This window comes from Streptomyces sp. NBC_01788 (assembly GCF_035917575.1).
Classification (GTDB): Bacteria; Actinomycetota; Actinomycetes; order Streptomycetales; family Streptomycetaceae; genus Streptomyces.
The window spans coordinates 2538769-2560170 of record NZ_CP109090.1; the positions used below are offsets into that span (position 1 = coordinate 2538769).

Here is a 21402-nt window from a genome sequence, read left to right on the forward strand (position 1 = left end):
GGGTGATGGGACGGTGGTGCCCGGTTCGACCGGTCACCGGCCCGTTCCTCCAATCTCAGGAAATCGAGCGGGACGTGGGCGCCGACGCCCCGGGCGCCGTACGGGAAGGGGGCGGCGTGCTTACGGGGCGGCCGGCGGCTCGGACTCGGGCCGGGGGTCCGGTCCCTCGGTGCCGCCCGCGGCCCGGCGCCCGCGGTGGAAGGCGCCGAAGCGTGAACCGGCGTCGCGTGCCGGGCGGTCTCCGTCGGGCGCCTCGGACTTCGTGCCGGACGCCGCCTCGGCCGCCGACCGGCGCTGCTCGCGCTCCCGTTCCGCCTCGGCCATGGTGCGGCCGGGGGCGCGGACGGGCAGGCCGTTCAGCGTGGCGCCGGTGGCACGCTGTCCCGGTTCGGGCGGCTCCGGCCGGGCGGCGGGCCGCTCCGGGGCTCGTGGGCGCGCGGGGGCCTCGGGCGCCGGGGCCGGGGCGGGCGCGGCGGCGGGTGCCGACGACGTGGCGGCGGCGGGACCGAGCGTGGGCGCGGTTCCCGCGGCGGGGCGGCCGGTCGCCTCCCGCGGGATCGACTCGCGCTGCTGGGCGAGCAGTTGCGGGGGCAGCAGGACGACGACGCCGGTGCCGCCGCGCGAGGAGGGGCGGTAGTTGACGCTGATGCCGTACTTGCCCGCGAGCCGTCCGACCACGGCGAGTCCGAGCCGGGTGCCCTGGAGCGAGGCGAGGTCGTTCACGCGGCCGGACACCGCCTCCTCGGCGCGGCGCATCGCCGCGTCGGCCATCTTCAGGCCGCTGTCCTCGATGGTGACGACCATGCCGGCGGCGCGGTCCTCGACGTAGACGTGCACCTCGTCGATGGGCGGGGAGAAGTTCGCGGCGTTGTCCATCAGTTCGGCGAGCAGATGCATGACGCCCTCGGCGGCGAAGCCGGAGACCGCGGCGGTGGTGGAGCAGTGCAGGCGCACCCGCTGGTAGGCGGCGATACGGCCGACGGCGCCGCGCAGGATGCTCTCCATCACGATCGGCTTGTTCCACGCGCGGCTGGACCGGCCGCCCATGAGGAGTGCCAGCCGGTCGGTCATCAGGCCGAGCTGGGAGGTGCTGTGGTCCAGCTTGAGCAGGTCGCCGAAGACCTCCTCGCCGTGGCGTTCCTGCATATCCCGCAGGTCGGCGAGCATGCTGACGGACTTGGCCTGGACGCGGCTGAGCGCCTTGGCGGAGGCGGCCTGGGCGGCGGCGGCGCGCCGCTCGCTGTGGGCGAGTTCGCGGACGAACGACTCGGTCGGGGTGCGCACCATGGCCGGCCGCGGCAGGTCGAGTTCGGCGAGCACCGTGTCGGCGGACTGGCCGTCGCGCAGCCGGGCGATCGCGGCGGGCAGCGTCTCCCGCTCCAGCCGCTCCAGCGCGGCGGTGGCCTCCGCCAGCTCCTGGCGGGCCCGTCGGCGCTCGTCGTCCAGGGCGGCCGCGCGCCGCACGTCCTCCTCGACGGCGGCGGCGAAGGTGTGCACGATCCGGCCGAGCTGCGGGTCGGACGGCGGCGGCACGCTGCCCACCGCGTCCTCCGCGCTGGTGCCGTCCCGGAGCTGCTTGGCCACGGCGGGCAGGGTCACGTTGACCAGGTGCGCGGTCTCCGCCGAAAGCTGCGCGGCCTGCGCCTTGAGACGGCCGGTCTCGGAGGCCTGCGCCGCGGCCGTACGCCGGGCCCGGTGGATGAGCCGGCGACTGACGAGGACGGTCACGGCCAGGCACACCCAGGCGACCGCCGCGAAGGTCAGCGCCCAGGTGCGGACGCCGGACGGCGCGAGGGCGACGGCCGCACCGCCGGCCGCGGCGGCCACCACCAGTACGGCGAGGGGCGCGGTCGGCGAGGTGTGCGGCGCCTTCGCCGGCCGGTGCTGACTGGGCGGTGCAGGCACTGACATTCCGCGGTCCCTCGGTCCATGAGATCAGAAGAAACGGGGCAGCCGGCTCACGGCGGCCGCGGGCCGGAAAAGGGGGTCGCCAAGAGGACGACGATCTTCCGACCGGGTACCCGCTCATGCTAGCCACACCGCCGCGCGAGAAGATCTGGCTGACCGCCCAGTCAGCCGGTGACGCAAGTTCGTCGCGAACCGACCGCCTGAACGCCCGCCCGTGATAGGGGAGATGACGCTCCCTCACCCGCGCTGACTACGAGGACAGGCTGCCAAATGTGCTGACGGGGTGTCAAAATCGCAAAGAAAATCGCCACCAGCACGTCAACTCCGAACGCCAGTAGCCACTTTCCAGCCAACCATACGCCGCCGGAAGCCGAACTCACGTAGATTGGAAGGCTTTTGAGCAGAGCGACGGATCATGAACCGAAGCGTCGACGTTGGCGTGATCCTGCCACCCAGAACCGGGTTCGGCCACGCCCCTCCACGCAGCCCTCCGCGCCGTACCCGACGCGCACGCCACCGCGTTCCGCGCAGTCGGCCGGACAGCGCGGCAGAGGGGACTCCGAGATCCGCCCCGCCCCACGGCGCGTACACATGCCAAAGGCAGACGAGTCGGGCTGTACGCCGGGTTCTGTTCCCCGGGTTCCTCGCGGAGCCCGGGGCGACGGCCATCCATCTAGGGCCGGCGTTGCCGCCGGCCTCGTGCGGTCCACCCGCGGACTCGGGCGGGCAGCCCTCGAACGTCCGCGCAGAAACACCGGGGTGTTTCCTTTTGACCTTGCTCCAGGTGGGGTTTACCTAGCTGCCCAGGTCACCCTGGGCACTGGTGGTCTCTTACACCACCGTTTCACCCTTACCGAGGACCGAGATCCCCGGCGGTCTGCTTTCTGTGGCACTGTCCCGCGGGTCACCCCGGGTGGCCGTTAGCCACCACCCTGCCCTGTGGAGCCCGGACGTTCCTCGGGAAGCCCCTTGAGGGGACTCCACGCGGCCGCCCGCCCGGCTCGTCTGCCGTAGGCACCATGGTACCGGTCGCGCGGGCCGCGCCGTTTCCGGTCGGGCCCGGGTCAGGCGCCGGCCGGCCGCCGTCCCCCGCGCTTGACCTTCACGCGACGTCAACGTCTGTACTGGTCCCATGCGGATCGGAGAACTCGCCGCCGCCGTCGGTGTCACGACGCGGACCGTGCGGCACTACCACCACCTGGGGCTGCTGCCCGAGCCGGAGCGGCGGCCCAACGGCTACCGGCACTACGGCCTGCGGCACGCCGTCGCCCTGGCCCGGATCAGGCGGCTGACCGAGCTGGGGCTGGGGCTGGCGGAAGTGCGGGACGTGCTCGCGGACGACGCCGGGAAGGATCTCGCCGAGGTGCTCGAGGAGCTCGACGCCGACCTGGCGCGGCAGGAGGCGGCGATCCGGGACCGCAGGGCCCGGCTGCGCGCCCTGCTCGACGTCGGGGAACTGCCCGCCGAGGGGCCCGTCTCCCCCGAGCTGGCCGCCCTGTTCGCCACGGCGGGGGACGAGCTGACCGACTCCCCGGCGGCCGCCAAGGACCGTGAGGTCCTCGCCCTGCTGGAGACGGCCGCGGCACCCGCGGACTGGGAGCGGATGATGGGCGCCATGAGCGCAGCCTTCGGCTCGCCTGAAGGGGCCGCGCGGGCGCGGGAGGCCTACGCGCTGCTGGACGCGCTCGCCGACGTGGACGCCGAGGCGAGTCCGCCCGATCCGCGGATCGCGGAGGCGGCCCGCGTGATCGCCGGGTGCGTGCCCCGCGACATGCTGCCGCGGGAGGCCTGCGAGGTGCTGCCGGAGGGGGCGGGTCCCGACGAGGGCCACGGGTTCCTGCGCGCCCTCTACGCGGACTTCGCCCCGGCCCAGGCCGAAGCGGTCCGGCAGGCCCTGCGCATTCTCTCGGAGGGACGGCGGTGAGGGCCGCGGCCCGGGCGGCGTTCCGCCTCGCCCGGCACGAGCTGCGGCTGCAGGCCGGCCTGGCCCTGTGGCTGAGGCGTCGCACCCACGGCACCGAGAACGGGCAGGCCTTCGGGTACGCCCGCGGTCAGGGCCCGGTCATGGCGGGGCTGGCGTTCGTCTGCGTGACCGAGACAGTGGCGATGTCCGTGCTGCTGCGGAGCTGGCCCACCGTGCACGCAGCGGTGCTGCTCCTCGACGTGTACGCCGTCGTCCTCGTCGTGGCCCTGCACGCGGCCTCGGTGGTCCGGCCGCACGTGCTGGACGCGGACCATCTGCGCATACGGCAGGCCGTCCACGTCGATCTGCGCGTTCCGCTGGACCGGATCGCTTCCGTGCGCCGCGAGACGCGCACCACGCACGAACGGGCCGAGGGCGAGCTGAACCTGCCCGTCGGGTCCCAGACCTCCGTCACCCTCGAACTGGCCGCGCCCGTCGAGCACATCACCCTCCTCGGCAGGCGCAGGCGCGTGCGGCTCGTACGGTTCCACGCCGAGGACGCCGGTGCGCTCGTACGGGAGCTCACGCGGGCGACGACGGCGGCGGACGCGGGGCGGGGGCCCCTGGGCGGCACGCCGTACGCTGGCGCGGAGCGCTATCCGAAGGAGTAACCCCCGTGCTTGTGCTGCTGCCCCCGTCCGAAGGCAAGGCCGCCGCCGGCCGTGGCGCCCCTCTGAGGCCCGAGTCTCTGTCGCTGCCGGGGCTGGCCGCCGCCCGCGAGACGGTGCTGACGGAACTGGTCGAGCTGTGCGCCGGGGATGAGGACAAGGCCCGCGAGGTGCTCGGGCTGAGCGAGGGCCTGCGCGGCGAGGTCGCCAAGAACGCCGGGCTGCGCACGGCCGGGACGCGGCCCGCCGGGGAGATCTACACGGGGGTGCTCTACGACGCCCTGGACCTGGCCTCCCTCGACCCGTCGGCCAAGCGGCGCGCCGCGCGCTCGCTGCTGGTCTTCTCGGGGCTGTGGGGCGCGGTACGGGTGACCGACCGGATCCCGTCCTACCGCTGCTCGATGGGGGTGAAGCTGCCCGGCCTCGGCGCGCTGGCCGCGTACTGGCGCACGCCGATGGCCTCGGCGCTGCCCGAGGCGGCCGGTGACGGGCTGGTGCTTGACCTGCGGTCCTCGGCGTACGCGGCGGCGTGGAAGCCGAAGGGGGAGGTCGCGGACCGGACAGCGACCGTGCGGGTGCTGCACTCCCAGGTCGTGGACGGGGTGGAGAAGCGGTCCGTGGTCAGCCACTTCAACAAGGCCACCAAGGGCCGGATCGTACGCGCCCTGCTGACCGGGGCGGCCGCTCCGAAGGACCCGGCGGGGCTGGTCGAGGCGCTGCGGGACCTCGGGTACGTGGTGGAGGCGGAGCCGCCGGCGAAGGCGGGGCGGCCGTGGTCGCTGGACGTGGTGGTGACGGAGATCCACTGACGTCGGGATCCACTGACGCCGGGATCCACTGACGCGGAGGTCCCCTCGCGGGTGCCTCCGCCTGCCCGCGCGGCGGGGACGGTCAGCGCAGGTGGGACGTGTCGTTGAACAGGCGGACGCTCGCGTTGCCGTCCGCGTAGTACGCCACCGCCGACAGGGACGCCGCCGACAGCTCCATGCGGAACAGGGACTCCGGCGGGGCGCCGAGCGCCAGTTGGACGAACGTCTTGATCGGGGTGACGTGCGTGACGAGCAGCACCGTGCGGCCCGCGTGCGCGGCGACCAGCTTGTCCCTGGTGGCGGCGATCCGTACCGCGGTGGTCGCGAAACTCTCGCCGCCGCCGGTGGGCGCAGCCTCCGGGGAGGCCAGCCAGGCGTTCAGGTCGTCCGGGTAGCACTCGCTCACCTCGCCGAACGTGAGGCCCTCCCAGGCGCCGAAGTCGGTCTCGCGCAGCCCCTCCTCCACGGTCACGTCGAGGCCGAGGCGGGCGGCGACGATGCCGGCGGTCTCGCGGGTGCGGGCGAGCGGCGAGGACACGACGGCCTGGACGGTGCCGCGACGGGCGAGCGCCGCCGCGACCTTCTCGGCCTGCTCGCGGCCCACGCCGGACAGCGACGGATCGGTGCCGCCGCTGCCCGAGAAACGCTTCTGCGGCGTCAGCGGCGTCTCCCCGTGCCGCAGCAGCACGAAGGTGGCGGGCGCGCCGAGATCGGCGGGCGCCCAGCCGGGTGAGGCCACGGCTCCCTCGGGCCCCGCGCCGGAAGCCGTCCGGCCACCCGTGGCGGTGGCACGCGCCGCCCGGACGTCGGCGCCCGCACCGGTGTCGGCGGACCCGCCCGAGGCGGACGAGGCACGGACCGTACGGTCACCCGCACCGGCATCGGCAGCACCGCCGGAGACGGGCGGGGCACCCTCCGCGCGGACGCCCGCGCCGGCAGCACCGCCAGGGGCAGGCGGAGCACCCGCCTCGCGGGTGGCCGGGCCGGGTTCAGCGGCCGGGGCGGCGCTCGGCCTGGCTCTGGTGTCCGGAGTCGGCGCGGCGGACCACTGTTCGCCGCGGGCGCCCGCGTCCATCGCCTCGTTGGCCAGGCGGTCGGCGTGCTTGTTGCGCTCGCGCGGGATCCACTCGTAGGTGACCCGGTCGGCCGGGAACACCCGGCCCGCCGCCGTCGCGAGCGGCTTCAGATCGGGGTGCTTGATCTTCCAGCGGCCCGACATCTGCTCGATGACAAGCTTGGAGTCCATGCGCACGTGCACGGCCGCCGTGGGGTCCAGCGCGTGCGCGGCGCGCAGTCCGGCCAGCAGGCCCCGGTACTCGGCCACGTTGTTCGTGGCCACGCCGAGGTACTCCGCGTGCTCCGCCAGGGTCTCGCCCGTCGCCGCGTCGAGCACCGCCGCCCCGTAGCCCGCGGGCCCCGGATTGCCCCGTGACCCGCCGTCGGCCTCGACGATGAACTCCCGCACGCCGCCTGCTCCTTACAAACCGGACTACGGACTACGACCCCGGCTACAGACCGGACTCGGCGGTGCGCACCAGGATGCGGCCGCAGTTCTCGCAGCGGACGACCGTGTCGGGGGCGGCCGCGCGGATCTCGCTCAGCTCGGTGATGGCGAGCTCCTGCCGGCAGCCCTGGCAGGTGCGCTGGTACAGCTTGGCCGCGCCGATGCCGCCCTGCTGCCCGCGCAGCTTGTCGTAGAGCTTCATCAGGTCCGCGGGCACGGCGGCGGCGATGACCTCGCGATCCTTCGTCACGGAGGCCACCTCGCCGTCGATCTCCTCGAAGGCCGCGTCCCGGCGCGCGGTCGCGTCGTCGACCTTGGCCTGGACGGAGGCGACGCGCCCGGTCAGCTCGGTGACCCGCTCCTGCGCGGACTCGCGGCGCTCCATGACCTCCAGGACGACGTCCTCGAGGTCGCCCTGCCGCTTGGCGAGGGACACGATCTCGTGCTGGAGGTTCGACAGGTCCTTGGGCGAGGTGATCGCGCCGGAGTCGAGGCGCTGCTGGTCGCGGACGGCACGCTTGCGCACCTGGTCCACGTCCTGCTCGGCCTTGGTCTGCTCGCGGGCGCAGTCGCTCTCCTCGGTCTGCGCGGCCACCAGGAGGTCGCGCAGCTGCGCGAGGTCCCGGTTCAGCGACTCGATCTCGGCGTGCTCGGGCAGCGACTTCCGCTTGTGTGCGAGCTGCTGGAGGCGGACGTCGAGGGCCTGGACGTCGAGGAGTCGGATCTGGTCGGCGGGCGCGGCGTTCAGTTGGGGGCTCCCAGGTCGCTAGAAGTGGCGGTGGTGGACGCCGCGTGGGCGGTCCAGGGGTCGGTGACCGTCGTGGAGACGTGGACGCGCAGGCCCCATCCGTGCCGGTCGGAGATCTCGTCGAGCTGGGCGGCGGCCAGCTCGCACCAGGGCCACTCGGTGGCCCAGTGCGCCGCGTCGAGCAGCGCGAGGGGACTGTGGGCGCGCTCCGCGATGAACTCGGAGGCCGGGTGATGGCGCAGGTCCGCGGTGAGGAAGGCGTCGACGCCCGCGGCCCGTACGTCGTCGAAGAGGCTGTCGCCCGAGCCGCCGCTGACGGCGACCGTGCGGACGACCGCCTCCGGGTCGCCGGCCACGCGGATGCCCTGCGCTGTCGCGGGCAGCCGCTCGGCGGCGCGGGCCGCGAGTTCGCGCACGGTCAGCGGATGGTCCAGCTCGCAGACCCGGCCGAGGCCCCGGCGGCCCTCCGGGTCGGTGGCGTCCGAAACCAGGGGGCGTACGACCCTGAGGTCGAGGGCGCCGGCCAGCGCGTCGGAGACGCCCGGGTCGGCGGTGTCCGCGTTGGTGTGGGCCACGTGCAGGGCGATGTCGTTCTTGATCAGGGTGTGCACCACACGGCCCTTGAAGGTGGAGGCCGCCACGGTCGTCGTACCGCGCAGGTAGAGCGGGTGGTGGGTGACCAGCAGGTCGGCGCCCAGCTTCACCGCCTCGTCGACGGTCTCCTGGACCGGGTCGACGGCGAACAGGACCCGGCCGACCTCCTGCTCGGGGTCGCCCACGACGGTGCCGACCGCGTCCCAGGACTCGGCCCGCTCGGCGGGCCACAGGTTCTCCAGCGCGGCGATGACTTCAGACAGACGGGGCACGGGTGCAAGGCTACCTGGGTGTTCGCCGCGGCTGAACCGGTGCCGTCGCCCCCGGCCGGACCGGGGCCGTCCAGCACATCGGTCGCGGTTTCCTCAGGCGAATCGTTTTTCGGCCACCCGTATGTGTGAAGCAGCCGCCCGCCGGTCCGTCCGGTGTGCGTAGGAAAACTACCGTCCTGGCAGGAGGTGACCGAACGATGACAGCCTGCATTGTCGAGACTTCGGCGGCCGGTGAGAAGGCCGGTGAGAAGAAGGACGGGACCCCGTGGGCGGGCTGCACGATCACGGTGGACGGTGCCTACGCCGCCCGGCTCGCGGGCAGCGGCGACTCCCTGTACCCGGAGCGTTGGACACTGGACGGCCCCGAGCCGTACGCGGTGCCGCTGCCGGCCAACCAGCCCGAGGAGCCCGGCACGGAGGTGCTGCCGATGGACGACGGCCGGGTGCTGATCCGGCGGTTGGTGGACGGCCGGCACACCTTCTCACTGCTGTACCCGACCGGCCCGGGCACCGGTGAGCTGCCGCTCGGCGCCATCGAGTGCCCCGAGGGCACCGGGCTGCGGCTGCTGCCCCCGGCGCCCGGCGGCGAGCGGGCCTACGCGCTCGCCGTGGGCCAGCGGTCATCGGCGGTGTGGCTGGTGGTGGGCGGCGCCTTCGGGCCCGAGCACCTGGCCGAGGTGCCGGGCCGCTGCTCGGGCGGGGTCTGGCTGGACCGCGCCGGGCGGATGCTGGCCCTGGACCGGGAGACGGGCGGGCGCACGAAGGCGGTCGTGGTGGACCTGGAGCGCGGCGGCGAGACGTCGCCTCTGCTCCAGATCGCGGCCGGAAGCGATGACCGGCTGCTGCTCGCCGACCTCGACAGCGGACTGCTGCTGATCCGCTCGGACGCGCCCTCGCCCGGGCGGCAGCGGCTGGGCTGGGGCGTGCTGGGCAGCACGCAGCCGGTCCGCTTCCCGGAGTGTCTGCGGCTGCCGGACTGCGTGGTGACGCCGTTCGCGATCCAGCCGGGGCAGGTGCTCACCCCCGAGCAGTGCGGGGTGGCGCTGCGGTGCGACGGCGCGTCCGGCAGTTGGGTGGCCGTGTGGCGGCCCGCCGAGCGTCAGGTACATCATCTTCCGGCACCCGAGGGCTGGCTGGCCGGGTCCGGCCTGTGGACCGACGACGGCGTACTCCGTCTCCCCTACGCCACGAGCACCGTGCCGTGCGGTGTGGCGCGGTGGACGTCTCCGACGAGTCAGTCGGCACCAACACCGCGACCGGAACCGGGGCCGGGGCCGGGGCCGACAGCGGAGCCGACGGCGGCGCGCATCCCGCTCCCCGCGCCACCCGAGGCGCCGGACCGGGGCACGTCACCGGGACCGCGCCCCGGAACCGAACCCGGACCGCCCGCCATCCCCGAACCAGCCGTAGGCCCCGGTCAGCGGGCCGAGTTCGGCCCACCCGCCGTACCGGAGCTCCAGGTCCCACCCGGAACCGGACCGCACGCCGGCCCTGATGCGGAACGCCACGCCGGACTCGGAGCCGGACACCACACCGGCCCCGGAGCCGCACCCCAGGCGGAACCCCACCTCACCCCCGGGGCCAGTCCCGGAGCCGGACCCGATACCGGACTCCACCTCACAACCGAGGCCGGGCCCGGCGCCAAGCCCCCCCTCGGGCCCGGGAGCGGGCCCGACGCCCCAGGCGAAGCCACCCCGCACCAGTGCCTCATCCCCAGAGCCAGAACCCACGCCACCCTTGGAACCGGGCACCTCGTCCGTACCGAATCCGGCCCCTTCCCCGCCCCCGAAGCCGGCCCGCACGACCCCGCTCACCTCGGCCTGCGCCCCGGCCCGGACCACGGCCTGCACCCCGGCCCTCGCCCCGCCCCCGGCCTTGAAGACGGATCCGTATCCGCCCCCCACCCCATCTTCGACCCCACCTTCGGCCACTCCCCCGCCCCGGAATCCGGCCCTCCGGTCTCCTTCGTGCCCAGCCCCGCCCCCCGTCCCGTTCCCCTTCAACAGGCGCCCCTGGGACGGCTTGTAACGAACTAGTGCCAACTAGTACCGGTTGGCGTGGTCGCCTGGGTACGACCCCAAGTACGCCGGTTAGAATCGCCGGGCTGTACGAAAGATCATTGTTGACGGGGTGAATTTCTTCCGATGAGCGACGCCAGCACGACCCAGCCGTCCGCCGCCGACGTCGAAGAGTCCGCGGCTCACGGCAAGCACCGGGGTCCGGTTTCGGTGGGCGACGGAGAGGCCGCACCCAGCGGCCGCCACCGCAGGCCTGCCGAGCAGAACGAATCGGCGGCCTGACCGCACGTCGAACGCCGCGGCCCCGCCCGTCAGCAGACGGGCGGGGCCGTTTCGCGCTCCGGGGCGTCGCAGGCGACCGTGCCGGTCAGCACCGGCGCGTCCTCCCGCTCGACGGCGCTCACCGCCACCCGCACCCCGCCGTCCCGCCGCCACATGCGGACGCGCAGGGTCTCGCCCGGGTACACCACCCCGGCGAAGCGCGTGGACCAGGACCGTACGCGGGTCACGTCACCGCCGAGCAGTGTGTCGACGACCGCCTTGAGGGTCATGCCGTAGGTGCACAGCCCGTGCAGGATGGGCCGGTCGAAGCCGACACGCTCGGCGAACTCCGGGTCGGCGTGCAGCGGGTTGTAGTCGCCGCTGAGGCGGTAGAGAAGGGCCTGGTCCTCGCGGACCGTCCGTTCGACCGTGCGGTCCGGCTCACCGGCCGGCTCACCGCCCCGCTCGCCGGCCGTCGCCGCGGTGCGGGCGGAGGGCCCGCGGTCGCCGCCCCAGCCGCCCTCGCCCCGGACGAAGATCTCCGCGTCACCGGTCCACAGGGGGCCGTCCCCGTCGGAGACCTCCGTGCGCATGACCAGGACGGCCGCCGTGCCCTTGTCGTACACGGCGGCGATGCGGCTGGTGGCGGTCGCGGTGCCCGCCACGGGGAGGGGACGGTGCACGGTCAGCGACTGGCCGCCGTGCAGGACACGGGCGAGGTCGACGTCGACGCCGGGCATGGACAGTCCGCCGATGACACCGGGCGGGCCGCCGCCGGCGACGGTGGCGAAGCTCGGCAGGACGTGCAGCCGCGTCTCCAGGGTGTAACGCAGCTCGCCGGGGTCGGTGGCGGGCAGGCCCGCGCCGATGCCGAGGTGGTAGAGCAGGACGTCCCGGGGACTCCAGGAGATCTCACCGCTACGGGGTCCGGCCGCGAGGGCCTCGGCTGCGTCGATGGGCATGGGCTTCCAGAATCTAGTCCAGCAGTCTTCGGCTGTGAAGGATCCTGGCGCCCAGCCGGACGCGCACACCGGAACCGCCGGCCGTGACATTTGTCCTGCCGGAGTCCGTACAAGCGCATCTGCCGTGCACGGCACGGGAGTTCGTAACGTCGTAGACATGACACAGGTCGTAGACATGACACAGACGAAACGTGCCGTGTCCCTCACACGGGCGGTCAGGACCTTCGGCACCGTACGCGCGGTCGACGGCGTCGACCTCACCATCGAGCGGGGCGAGACGGTCGCCCTGCTCGGCCTCAACGGAGCCGGGAAGTCGACGGCGATCTCGCTGCTGCTCGGACTGCACGCACCCGACGAGGGCAGCGTCGAACTGTTCGGCGGGCCGCCCGAGCGGGCGGTGCGCGCCGGTCTGGTCGGGGCCATGCTCCAGGACGCGCGGGCGGTGCCCCGGGTCACCGTCCGCGAGCTGGTCACCTTCGTGGCCGGACGGTACCCGGCGCCGCTGTCCGTCGCGCGCGCCCTGGAGCTGGCCGGCATCCCCCACCTGGCCGGACGGCGGGTGGACCGGCTCTCCGGCGGCCAGACCCAGCGGGTACGGTTCGCGGTCGCGGTGTCCGGCAACCCCGCGCTGCTGGTGCTGGACGAGCCGACGGCGGCCCTGGACGTGGAGGCGCGCCACGCCTTCTGGGACGCGATGGGTACCTACGCGCGCGGCGGTCGCACGGTGCTGTTCTCCACGCACTACCTGGAGGAGGCCGACACCCACGCCGACCGCATCCTCGTCCTGGACCACGGCCGGCTCGTCGCCGACGGCACCGGTGAGGAACTGCGGCGCGCGGCGGGCGGGGGCCTGGTCGCCTTCGACCTGGCCGGGCGGGGCACCGAGGGCCTGGAACTGCTGCCCGGCGTGCGGTCGCTCGAGGTGCGCGGGGACCGGGCGCGGCTGCGCACCGACGACCCGGACGCGACCGTGATCGCACTGGCCGAGCTGGGTGCCGTACGCGGCATTGAGGTCGCCCCGGCCTCGCTGGACGACGCCTTCCTGGCCCTGACGGGCGCGCGGGCGGCCACGGAACGCGAACGGGAGGCGGCGTGATGCGCGACATACTCGACTACCTGCGCCTCGAAGTGCGGCGCACCCTGCGCGACACGGGCTTCGTGATCGGCGGGATCGCGATGCCGGTGATGATGTACCTGCTGTTCACCAACCTCGGCGACGGCGCCGACCGGGGCTGGCGAACCGCGTCCATGGTCGGCATGGCCGCCTACGGCGCGGTCGGCTCGGCCCTCAACACCGGCGGCGGGGTCGCCGAGGACCGTACGGTCGGCTGGCTGCGGCAACTCAGGGTGACCCCGATGACCCCGCGCCAGGTGGTCGCCGGGCGGGCGCTGACCGCCTCGGTGACCGTGCTGCCCGCGATCTGCGCGGTGCTCCTTGCGGGCGGTCTGATCAACGGCGTACGGCTGGCGGCGTGGCAGTGGGCGGCGACGGCGCTGCTGCTGTGGCTCGGCTCGGTCCCGTTCACACTGCTCGGACTGGGCAACGGCTACGGGCTCACCGCGCAGACCACCGGCGTGGTCAACATGGTGTGCAACCTGGGACTCGCCGTGCTCGGCGGCCTGTGGTTCCCCGTCGAGCTGTTCCCGCACTGGATGGCCGCCCTGTCCACGTACACGCCCACGCACGGGATCGCCGACCTCGGAGTCTCGGTCACGGAGGGCCACGTCCCGGCGGCGAGTGCCATCCTCGTACTGGCGGGCTGGCTGACGCTGTTCGGTTCGTACGCTGTCCTGTCCTACCGCCGCCATGCCGGCAAGGTCTGATCGGGGGAACGGAACGTGAGCTGGTCACGCAGGAGCTCCTGCCGCACGGAGCAGGGCACGAGGTGCGAGGGCGGGCAGGAGCATCCGGGGCCGCCGCCCACCGGCTTCTCCCTGCTGCCCTGGCTGCTGATGGGAATGGGCGCCTATTCCAACCTCTTCCAGGGCAAGACCCCCAACCCGTGGATCGGCGGCCTGGGCCTGCTGGCCTTCAACTCGCTCTACATCTATGTGGTGTTCCGCGCCTTCGACCAGCGGACGCGGACAGCCCGCTCCACCCGCCTCGCGCTGCTGCTGCTGTTCCTGGTGACGTGCGGACTGGCCATCGGATACGGCGGCACGTGGCTGCTGTTCCTGCCGCTGTTCGGCCTGGCCGCGGGCGCGTCCCTGCGCGGGCCGCTGCTCGGCCGGATCAGTGTGGGTCTCGGCCTGTTCGCGGGGGCCGTCGGCGGGCTGCGCGAGGGCTGGAACGGCATCAACGTCGGCTACGGCACGTTCCTGTCGACGGTCGTGACGGCGGTGATCCTCAGCCTGTCCGACGCCGTACGGGAACTGCGCGCCGCCCGTGAGGAGCTGGCCCGCCGCGCCGTGGAGGAGGAGCGGCTGCGCTTCTCCCGGGACCTGCACGACCTGCTCGGCCACACGCTGTCGGTGATCGTGGTGAAGTCGGAGGCGGCCCGGCGGCTGGCGCCCCGCGACATGGGGGCGGCGCTGACGCAGATCACCGACATCGAGTCCGTCGGACGGCAGGCGCTCACCGAGATCCGCGAGGCGGTCACCGGCTACCGCGAGGGCGGCCTCGGCACGGAGCTGGACCGGGCCCGTTCGGCGCTGACCGCCGCCGGCATCGAGCCCGTGGTGCGCCGGTCGGGCCCGCCGCTGACGCCGGGCGCCGAGGCGCTGCTGGGCTGGGTGGTGCGCGAGGCGGTCACCAACGCCGTACGGCACAGCGGCGCGCGGCGCTGCGAGATCACCGTCACCGGCACGGCCGAGCGCGCCCGTCTGACGGTCACCGACGACGGGGACGGCACGTCGGCCGGACGGTCGGGGGATCCGGACCCGGTGGACCGGGTGGGCGGCACCGGTCTGCGGGGCCTGACCGAACGCCTCGCGGCGGCGGGCGGTTCGCTGCGGGCCGGTTCCTCGCCCCGCGGCGGCTTCACGGTGACCGCCGAAGTCCCTCTGGAGGCGGGAGAGACGGTGGAGAGCGGCGGTGCCCGGCTCGGCTCCTCGGTGAGGTGACCGGCCCACGCGCCCACGCCCGCGGTGCGCGAGTCAATACCCTTGGTCCATGGACGACATGACCGGGGACGGCCGACCCGCCAAGTGCATCCGCCTCCTCCTCGCGGAGGACCAGCAGATGATGCGCGGCGCGCTCGCCCTGCTGCTCGGCATGGAGGACGACATGGAGGTCGTCGCCCAGGTCTCGGCGGGCGACGCCGTCGTGGACGCCGCGCTGACCCACCGCCCCGACGTGGCGCTGCTGGACATCGAACTGCCGGGGATGAGCGGCCTGGACGCCGCCGCCGAGCTGCGCGAGCGGGTTCCCGACTGCCGGGTGCTGATCCTGACCACCTTCGGCCGGCCCGGTTATCTGCGCCGGGCCATGGAGGCCGGGGCCGGGGGCTTCCTGGTCAAGGACGGGCCCGTGGAGGAACTGGCGGCGGCGGTCCGCCGGGTGCTCGCCGGGGAGACGGTGGTCGACCCGGTGCTCGCCGCGGCCGCCCTCAGCGCCAGCCCCAGCCCGCTCACCGCCCGCGAGTGCGACGTGCTGAGGGCCTCCGCCGACGGGGCGACGGTCGCCGACGTCGCCGCGAAGCTGCACCTGTCGGAGTCCACCGTCCGCAACTACCTGTCCGCCGCGATCGGCAAAACCGGCACCCGCAACCGCACGGAGGCCGTACGGGAGGCCCGTCGCCAGGGCTGGCTGTGACCGCCGAGGGCAGCGACCGCCGGGACGGTCACGGATCCCGCCACCAGGAACGACCGCCACCGCCGGACGGTGTGACCGCTGCGACGGTCACGACCCTGGCCGCCGGACGGCGCGACCGCCGGACGGCGCGACCGCCGGACGACGCGACCGCCGGACGACGCGACCGCCGGACGACGCGACCGCAGGCCGCCCGCGCGGCCCCCGCGCACCCTCACTCCCGCCGTCCGCAAGCGCGTTGACCGTTCGCTACGCCGCCCCCCGCCGGAACAGCCCCGCCCACAGGAACGTCTCCCCGAAGTGCGGTGAGTCCTCCGGCTGGTCTCGCATCCGGCGTAGTTCGACCTCCGTCAGGTCCGCGAAGATGCGCCGCAGCGAGTCGGGCGTGTAGGCGAGGCCGCCGTGCAGGCGTGAGGTGCGGTACAGCTCCGCGTCCGGCAGCTCGCAGCCCATGGCTCCGGCCGCGAAACAGGTCAGGGCCAGATGGCCGCCGGGGGCCAGGACCCGGTCGAGCAGAGCCAGGTGGCTGATCCGGCGGTGCGGCGGCAGATGGTGGAAGCAACCGGAGTCGTACACCAGGTCGTACGGGCCGGTGAGCGGCGATCCGGCGGACCCGAAGGCGTCCTGGCACAGGAACCGCACCCCGGCCCCTGTCCCCTCGCCCCCTGTCCCCTCGGCCCCCGTCTCCTCGACCCCCGTCTCCTCGACCCCCGTCTCGCCGAGTCCCATCTCCCGGGCCCGCTCCCTGGCCCAGGCGATGGCCTGCGGCGACAGGTCGACCGCGTCCACCGCGAAGCCCCGCTCGGCGAGGTACAGCGCGTTGCGTCCCGGCCCGCATCCGAGGTCCAGTGCCCGGCGCCCGCCGATCAGCCCCCGATCCAGCCACTCGACGAGGTTCTCGTCAGGTTTGTCCGCGAAGAACGGCACCGGCCGGTTCCGGTCCGCGTAGAACCCGTCCCACCAGCCGGCCGCGTCCCCGGTCCACCGGTCGGCGTCCGGCGCGAACAGCCCGTCCAGCAGCTCCAGTACGTCCTCGACCGTGCGAACGTCCCGCTCCATACGGCCCCCTTCCGTATCCGTGTCGAAGTGGGCCAAGTCTAGGGTTGATCACCATGAAAGCCCAGGTCAGCAGGGGTGAGAGGGGTTCTTCGGGACCGCTGTGCGGGCGGGTGCGGGACCATGGCGCGCACTGGAAGGACACGCCCCCGGCCCGGCACCAAACTCCGCCCACGCCCCCGCCCAGAACCGTGAGAAGGGCTTCCAGCGCCGGGCCGGCCCCGCTTTTTCCGCCTCCACTCCCCCGGCCCACCGCCCGTCTGACCGGCGTTCAGAACCTCACGGAACGGTCAAGAATTCGTTAGTACGCCAAAGCATCGGAATAGTTGCCTCGGTCGACGGGGTTGACCCTGCGCTCGATCCGCACGGATGACCGCACGCTCCACCTCTCACGGCCCGGAGGCCCCACTCGATGACGCTCACGACGACCGGACGGACCGAGCGGAGTGCGAGCGGGGCCGTCGTCCCGGTGCTCGCCTTCGCGGGGATCGTCGTCGCGGTGATGCAGACCCTGCTCGTCCCGGTCATCAAGGACCTGCCGCAACTCCTCGACACCTCGCCCAGCGACGCCACCTGGGTCCTGACCTCCACTCTCCTGTCCGGCGCGGTGGCCACGCCGATCATGGGCCGCCTCGGCGACCTGTACGGCAAGCGCCGCATGCTGATCGCCAGCCTCTCCGTGATGGTGGTCGGCGCGCTGGTCAGCGCGTTCACCTCGGCCCTGCTGCCCATGATCGCGGGCCGTACGCTCCAGGGCTTCGCGATGGGGGCGATCCCGCTCGGCATCGGCCTGATGCGGGACATGCTGCCGCGCGAGCGACTCGGCTCCGCCATGGCGCTGATGAGCTCCTCGATCGGCGTCGGCGGCGGACTCGCCCTGCCCGCCGCGGCCATGGTCGCCCAGCACGCCGACTGGCACACCCTCTTCTACGGCGCCGCCGGCCTCGGCGTCCTCTCCATCGGCCTCACCCTCCTCGTCGTACGGGAGTCCCCCGCGCGCGCCGAGGGCTCCTTCGACCTGCCGGGCGCGCTGGGCCTGGCCGGCGGCCTGGTCCTGCTCCTGCTGCCCGTCACGAAGGGCAGCGACTGGGGCTGGTCGTCGCCCACCACGCTCGGCCTGTTCGCCGCGGCCGTCGCCGTCCTGCTGCTGTGGGGCCTGATGGAGCTGCGCGTCGCGGCCCCGCTGGTCGACCTGCGCACCACCGCCCGCCGCGAGGTGCTGCTGACCAACCTCGCCTCGATCATGGTCGGCGTCAGCTTCTACGTCGTCTCCCTCGTCCTGCCCCAGCTGCTCCAGCTCCCCACCGCCACCGGCTACGGGCTCGGGCAGTCGATGGTGGTCGCCGGTCTGTGCGTGGCGCCGCTGGGCCTGACCATGATGTTCACCGCGCCGGTCTACGCCCGCCTCTCCGCCCGCTACGGCCCGAAGCTCACCCTGATCATCGGCCTGCTGATCATCGCGGTCGGCTACGCCGCCGGCCTCGGCCTGATGAACGCGGCCTGGCAGACCGTCGTCGTCTCGGTGGTCCTGGGCGCCGGCATCGGACTGGCGTACTCCTCGCTGCCCGCGCTGATCGTCGGCGCGGTCCCGGCCTCCGAGACGGGCGCGGCCAACGGCCTCAACACCCTGATGCGGTCCATCGGCACCTCGGTGTCCAGCGCCGTGATCGGCATGGTGCTGGCCAACACCGCGCATCACACCGGCGGTCTCGCGGTCCCGTCCATGCACGGCTTCCGCGTGTCCTTCCTGATCGCCACGGCCGCCGTCGTCGTGGGCCTGGCGCTGGCCCTGTGCCTGCCCCGGCCGAACCTGTCGTCGGGGCCGCGACTGCGGGCGAGCAGCGAGGAGGACGCCAACCTGGCGCGGGCCGAGGCGGTCCTGCGCGGTTTCCGCGGCCGGGTCCTGGACGCGGGCGGCGCCCCGGTCGCCCGCGCCAAGGTCACGCTGATCGACCGCCGCGGCCGTCAGGCGGGCGCCACGCTCTCCGCCGAGGACGGCAGTTACACCCTCGCGGTCCCGGCCCGGGGCCCGTACGTCCTGGCCGCCCGCGCCGCCGGGCACGGCCCGCTCGCCAGCGCGGCGAACCACACCGGCGAGGACCACCCGGTCGACCTGGATCTGCCCCTGCCGGGCGAGTCGGTCACCGCCTGAGACGAGACGCACGCCCGTGAGACGCATCCCCGCACCCCCCGTCGCCCGCGCGGCCGGGGGTGCGGCAGCATGGCGGCCTGCAAGGACGCACGACCAGGACGACCGGCCAGGACGACCGACCGGGACGCCCCACCAGGACGAGCGACCGAGACGACCGACCGGAAGGACCCCCATGCCCGTGGCACCCGAACCCCCGATCCTCGCCGCGTTCGAGGCGGCGAAGGGGTTCATGCCCACCGACGAGGGGCTGGCGCTGTACGCGGCGGCCGTGACGGCCGGGCGGCTCGGGCTGCCGCTCCTCGAGGTCGGCACGTACTGCGGGCGCTCCACGATCCTGCTCGCCGACGCGGCCCGGCGGGCCGGGGTCACCGCGCTCACCGTGGACCACCACCGCGGCAGCGAGGAGCAGCAGCCCGGCTGGGAGTACCACGACCCGGAGACGGTCGACCCCGAGATCGGGCTGATGGACACGCTCCCCACGTTCCGCAGGACCCTGCACCGGGCGGGCCTGGAGGACCACGTGGTGGCGCTCGTCGGCCGCTCGCCGCAGATCGCCGCCCTGTGGAACACCCCGCTCGGCCTGGTCTTCGTCGACGGCGGCCACACCGACGAGCACGCCGGCGCCGACTACGAGGGGTGGGCGCCGCACCTGGCCGAGGGCGGGCTGCTGGTGATCCACGACGTGTTCCCGGATCCCGCGGACGAGTTCACCGGGCAGGCCCCGTACCGCGTGTACCTCCGCGCCCTGGAGTCGGGCGGGTTCACCGAGGTGTCGGCGACCGGATCGCTGCGGGTCCTGCGGCGATCGGAAGCAGCCGCCCGCGACCGCCGTTAGAGTCGCAGACGTGTCGTACCAAGGCCCCGACTTCGATGTCCCGCAGCCCGAGCGCCCCGGCCGCCTGCGCCGGGGGCTGCTGACCGTCTCCCTCGCGGCACTGGTGCCCGGCGCCCTGCTGGGCTGGCTGGTGTACGAGGCGGTGGGCGACCCCGGAGGCTCGGACGCGGCGGCCCCGCCGTCGGCGTCCGGCTCCGCCTCCCCCTCGGGGTCCGAGGGGCCGCTCCTGCCCTCGTACCCCGGACAGGACGACAAGGGGGGCGGCTCCTCCCCCACGCGGAAGCCCTCGGCGCCCGCCGCCTCCGGCCCGCTCAAGGGCAAGGTCGTGGTCGTCGACCCGGGCCACAACCCGGGCAACTTCCGGCACACCGCGGAGATCAACCGCCCGGTGGACATCGGCACCAACCGCAAGGAGTGCGACACCACCGGCACGTCCACGAACGCCGGTTACTCCGAGGCCCGGTTCACGCTGGACGTGGCCCACCGGCTGCGCGCGCTGCTCGAGGCGCAGGGCGCCACCGTGAAGCTGACCCACGACGGCGATGCACCGGCCTGGGGCCCGTGTGTCGACGAGCGCGCCCGGATCGGCAACGACGCGCACGCGGACGCCGTCGTCTCGATCCACGCCGACGGCGCGGCGTCCGGCGACCGCGGCTTCCACGTCATCCTGCCTGGGACCGTGCACTCCGGCTCCGCCGACACCCGCCCGATCGTCTCCGCCTCCCGTGACCTGGGCGAGCGCATCGCGGGCAACTTCGTGCGGGTGACGGGCGAGGCGCCGTCCAACTACCTCGGCGGCGGCACCGGACTCGTCACACGGAAGGACCTGGGCGGCCTCAATCTGTCGACGGTTCCCAAGGTGTTCATCGAGTGCGGCAACATGCGCGACAGCAAGGACGCCGCCTCACTCACCAGCGGCGCCTGGCGGCAGAAGGCGGCCCAGGGAATCTCTGAGGGAATCGTGAGTTTCCTGCGCGGGTCGTGATCAGGGCCCTCATCCCGGCGGACATCGCGGCCGTACGGGCGATAGTGTCACCCGTACGATGAGGTGCCACCCCCGCGCTTTCGCACCCCTGCCCGACGGCGGGACGGTGACAGCGACGCCTCCACCGACGAGACGACGAACCAGAAGGACCTGACGTGAATATCCGCTCCCTCACTCGGGGCGACGGCGTGGTGATCGGAGCAGCGGTGTTGCTGTTCATCGCGTCGTTCCTCCACACCGGCTCGGGCTACACCCTCAATGCCTGGGACAACCTCGGTCTGGGCTTCGGCGTCTACATGGGCGGGGTGATCGGCGCCGCGCTGATCGTCGTCAACCGGAGTCTGCCGCAGCCCCGCAAGGTGGCGGGCCTGGACCTGGGCGCGGTGGGAGTGGCGTTCACGGTCCTGGTGGCCTGGATCATGTTCTGGAGCCTGGTGAACGCCTACAGCGCGGGCTCCGGCCTGATCCTCGGCTTCATCGCGGCCCTCGTCCTGGCCGTCGGCGCCGTCGCCACCCCGCTGGTCCCGGCTCTCCAGGCCGCCCTGGTGGCCGCCCCCGGACCGGCCGCGCCGCAGCCCTACGGCGCGCAGCCGCAGAACGGGTACGGCTACCCGGGCGCGCAGCAGCCGTTCGGCGGTCAGCCGCAGCAGGGTCAGCCCCAGCAGGGCGGGCCGTTCGGCGGCCAGCCGCAGCAGAGCCCGCAGCCCGCGGCCGGCTTCTCGCCGTTCTGGTTCGCCGTGCCGGCGCCGCGTCCGCTGTTCGCGGAGGACGGCTCTCCCGCGCCGATCGCCGAACTGGCGCCGGGCGTGTGGTACCTGGCCGTGGAGCAGCGCGGTCCGGGCCTGCTGGCCGAGATGCAGGACGGCCGCCGCGGTGTCCTCCAGGACACCTCCAACATCCAGCGCGGCTGACCCGGCCCGCCGGACCAGCCGGCCCCTCGCCCTCACGGGCGGGGGGCCGTTGCCGTGCCGCGCGC

At 73.9% G+C, this 21402-nt stretch carries 18 protein-coding genes, 1 other RNA gene and 1 pseudogene; 13 read left to right on the forward strand and 7 right to left on the reverse strand.

Going from position 1 to position 21402, the window contains the following annotated elements; genetic code table 11:
* Positions 1 to 120: 120 nt before the first annotated feature.
* Positions 121 to 1911 (reverse strand): sensor histidine kinase, encoded by a 1791-nt coding sequence (locus OIE49_RS11700; protein WP_326802257.1) that lies wholly within the window; start codon positions 1909 to 1911, stop codon positions 121 to 123.
* Positions 1912 to 2509: 598 nt separating this feature from the next.
* Positions 2510 to 2912: RNase P RNA component class A (gene rnpB / locus OIE49_RS11705), an RNA gene on the reverse strand.
* A 128-nt stretch (positions 2913 to 3040) separates the two neighbouring features.
* On the opposite strand from rnpB, the gene OIE49_RS11710 reads away from it, so the two are divergent.
* Genes OIE49_RS11710 through yaaA form a run of 3 tightly spaced genes read left to right on the forward strand, consistent with a single transcriptional unit; the run spans position 3041 to position 5288 of the window.
* Positions 3041 to 3832, forward strand: coding sequence for a MerR family transcriptional regulator (locus tag OIE49_RS11710; RefSeq protein ID WP_326802258.1), 792 nt, complete (start codon positions 3041 to 3043; stop codon positions 3830 to 3832).
* On the forward strand, positions 3829 to 4482 hold the full coding sequence (locus tag OIE49_RS11715; RefSeq protein ID WP_326802259.1) for a hypothetical protein: 654 nt from the start codon (positions 3829 to 3831) through the stop codon (positions 4480 to 4482). The genes OIE49_RS11710 and OIE49_RS11715 overlap by 4 nt, the downstream gene beginning before the upstream one ends.
* A gap of 5 nt (positions 4483 to 4487) precedes the next feature.
* Positions 4488 to 5288: a peroxide stress protein YaaA gene (gene yaaA / locus OIE49_RS11720; RefSeq protein ID WP_326802260.1), complete on the forward strand. Its 801-nt coding sequence runs from the start codon at positions 4488 to 4490 to the stop codon at positions 5286 to 5288.
* An 82-nt stretch (positions 5289 to 5370) separates the two neighbouring features.
* Here the strand turns inward: yaaA and OIE49_RS11725 are convergent, their stop codons facing one another.
* Genes OIE49_RS11725 through OIE49_RS11735 form a run of 3 tightly spaced genes read right to left on the reverse strand, consistent with a single transcriptional unit; the run spans position 5371 to position 8406 of the window.
* Entirely contained in the window at positions 5371 to 6753 is a 1383-nt protein-coding gene (locus OIE49_RS11725) for a bifunctional RNase H/acid phosphatase (RefSeq protein ID WP_326802261.1), read from the reverse strand.
* A 43-nt stretch (positions 6754 to 6796) separates the two neighbouring features.
* Positions 6797 to 7540, reverse strand: coding sequence for a zinc ribbon domain-containing protein (locus tag OIE49_RS11730; protein ID WP_326806195.1), 744 nt, complete (start codon positions 7538 to 7540; stop codon positions 6797 to 6799).
* Positions 7537 to 8406 (reverse strand): Nif3-like dinuclear metal center hexameric protein, encoded by an 870-nt coding sequence (locus OIE49_RS11735; protein WP_326802262.1) that lies wholly within the window; start codon positions 8404 to 8406, stop codon positions 7537 to 7539. The genes OIE49_RS11730 and OIE49_RS11735 overlap by 4 nt, the downstream gene beginning before the upstream one ends.
* 197 nt (positions 8407 to 8603) lie before the next feature.
* Between OIE49_RS11735 and OIE49_RS11740 the strand changes: the two are divergent.
* Positions 8604 to 9692, forward strand: a pseudogene (locus tag OIE49_RS11740) (hypothetical protein); the annotation flags it as partial.
* 858 nt (positions 9693 to 10550) lie between these two features.
* Positions 10551 to 10706, forward strand: coding sequence for a hypothetical protein (locus tag OIE49_RS11745; RefSeq protein ID WP_199836498.1), 156 nt, complete (start codon positions 10551 to 10553; stop codon positions 10704 to 10706).
* Between the two features lie 29 nt (positions 10707 to 10735).
* On the opposite strand, the gene OIE49_RS11750 is transcribed toward OIE49_RS11745, so the two are convergent.
* Positions 10736 to 11647 (reverse strand): MaoC/PaaZ C-terminal domain-containing protein, encoded by a 912-nt coding sequence (locus OIE49_RS11750; RefSeq protein ID WP_326802263.1) that lies wholly within the window; start codon positions 11645 to 11647, stop codon positions 10736 to 10738.
* A gap of 157 nt (positions 11648 to 11804) precedes the next feature.
* Between OIE49_RS11750 and OIE49_RS11755 the strand changes: the two genes are divergently transcribed.
* The 4 genes from OIE49_RS11755 to OIE49_RS11770 are packed head-to-tail and all read left to right on the forward strand — an operon-like array spanning position 11805 to position 15401.
* Entirely contained in the window at positions 11805 to 12743 is a 939-nt protein-coding gene (locus OIE49_RS11755; protein ID WP_326802264.1) for an ABC transporter ATP-binding protein, read from the forward strand.
* A gap of 8 nt (positions 12744 to 12751) precedes the next feature.
* A complete protein-coding gene (locus tag OIE49_RS11760; protein ID WP_326806196.1) occupies positions 12752 to 13471 on the forward strand; it encodes an ABC transporter permease in 720 nt (239 codons plus the stop codon).
* Positions 13472 to 13486: 15 nt separating this feature from the next.
* Positions 13487 to 14710 (forward strand): sensor histidine kinase, encoded by a 1224-nt coding sequence (locus OIE49_RS11765; RefSeq protein WP_326802265.1) that lies wholly within the window; start codon positions 13487 to 13489, stop codon positions 14708 to 14710.
* Between the two features lie 49 nt (positions 14711 to 14759).
* Positions 14760 to 15401, forward strand: a complete 642-nt coding sequence (locus OIE49_RS11770) for a response regulator transcription factor (protein WP_326802266.1) — start codon at positions 14760 to 14762, stop codon at positions 15399 to 15401.
* A 246-nt stretch (positions 15402 to 15647) separates the two neighbouring features.
* Here the strand turns inward: OIE49_RS11770 and OIE49_RS11775 are convergent, their stop codons facing one another.
* Positions 15648 to 16457 (reverse strand): class I SAM-dependent methyltransferase, encoded by an 810-nt coding sequence (locus OIE49_RS11775; RefSeq protein WP_326802267.1) that lies wholly within the window; start codon positions 16455 to 16457, stop codon positions 15648 to 15650.
* 409 nt (positions 16458 to 16866) lie between these two features.
* Here OIE49_RS11775 and OIE49_RS11780 point away from each other — a divergent pair, with 409 nt between their 5' ends.
* The 4 genes from OIE49_RS11780 to OIE49_RS11795 all read left to right on the forward strand — a co-directional run bounded on the left by OIE49_RS11780 (position 16867) and on the right by OIE49_RS11795 (position 21337).
* On the forward strand, positions 16867 to 18606 hold the full coding sequence (locus tag OIE49_RS11780; protein WP_326802268.1) for an MFS transporter: 1740 nt from the start codon (positions 16867 to 16869) through the stop codon (positions 18604 to 18606).
* A 172-nt stretch (positions 18607 to 18778) separates the two neighbouring features.
* Positions 18779 to 19441 carry a class I SAM-dependent methyltransferase gene (locus OIE49_RS11785; protein ID WP_326802269.1) on the forward strand — a complete coding sequence of 221 codons (663 nt, stop codon included), beginning with the start codon at positions 18779 to 18781 and terminating at the stop codon, positions 19439 to 19441.
* Between the two features lie 10 nt (positions 19442 to 19451).
* Complete coding sequence (locus OIE49_RS11790; protein ID WP_326802270.1) at positions 19452 to 20426, forward strand: N-acetylmuramoyl-L-alanine amidase; 975 nt, start codon at positions 19452 to 19454, stop codon at positions 20424 to 20426.
* 155 nt (positions 20427 to 20581) lie between these two features.
* Positions 20582 to 21337, forward strand: a complete 756-nt coding sequence (locus OIE49_RS11795; protein WP_326802271.1) for a DUF5336 domain-containing protein — start codon at positions 20582 to 20584, stop codon at positions 21335 to 21337.
* Positions 21338 to 21402: the final 65 nt, after the last annotated feature.

Coding starts and splice junctions, on each gene's coding strand:
- OIE49_RS11700 (WP_326802257.1), bottom strand. CDS start 1,911: ATGTCAGTGCCTGCACCGCCCAGTCAGCACCGGCCGGCGAAGGCGCCG.
- OIE49_RS11710 (WP_326802258.1), top strand. CDS start 3,041: ATGCGGATCGGAGAACTCGCCGCCGCCGTCGGTGTCACGACGCGGACC.
- OIE49_RS11745 (WP_199836498.1), top strand. CDS start 10,551: ATGAGCGACGCCAGCACGACCCAGCCGTCCGCCGCCGACGTCGAAGAG.
- OIE49_RS11750 (WP_326802263.1), bottom strand. CDS start 11,647: ATGCCCATCGACGCAGCCGAGGCCCTCGCGGCCGGACCCCGTAGCGGT.
- OIE49_RS11755 (WP_326802264.1), top strand. CDS start 11,805: ATGACACAGGTCGTAGACATGACACAGACGAAACGTGCCGTGTCCCTC.
- OIE49_RS11770 (WP_326802266.1), top strand. CDS start 14,760: ATGGACGACATGACCGGGGACGGCCGACCCGCCAAGTGCATCCGCCTC.
- OIE49_RS11775 (WP_326802267.1), bottom strand. CDS start 16,457: ATGGAGCGGGACGTTCGCACGGTCGAGGACGTACTGGAGCTGCTGGAC.
- OIE49_RS11780 (WP_326802268.1), top strand. CDS start 16,867: ATGACGCTCACGACGACCGGACGGACCGAGCGGAGTGCGAGCGGGGCC.
- OIE49_RS11785 (WP_326802269.1), top strand. CDS start 18,779: ATGCCCGTGGCACCCGAACCCCCGATCCTCGCCGCGTTCGAGGCGGCG.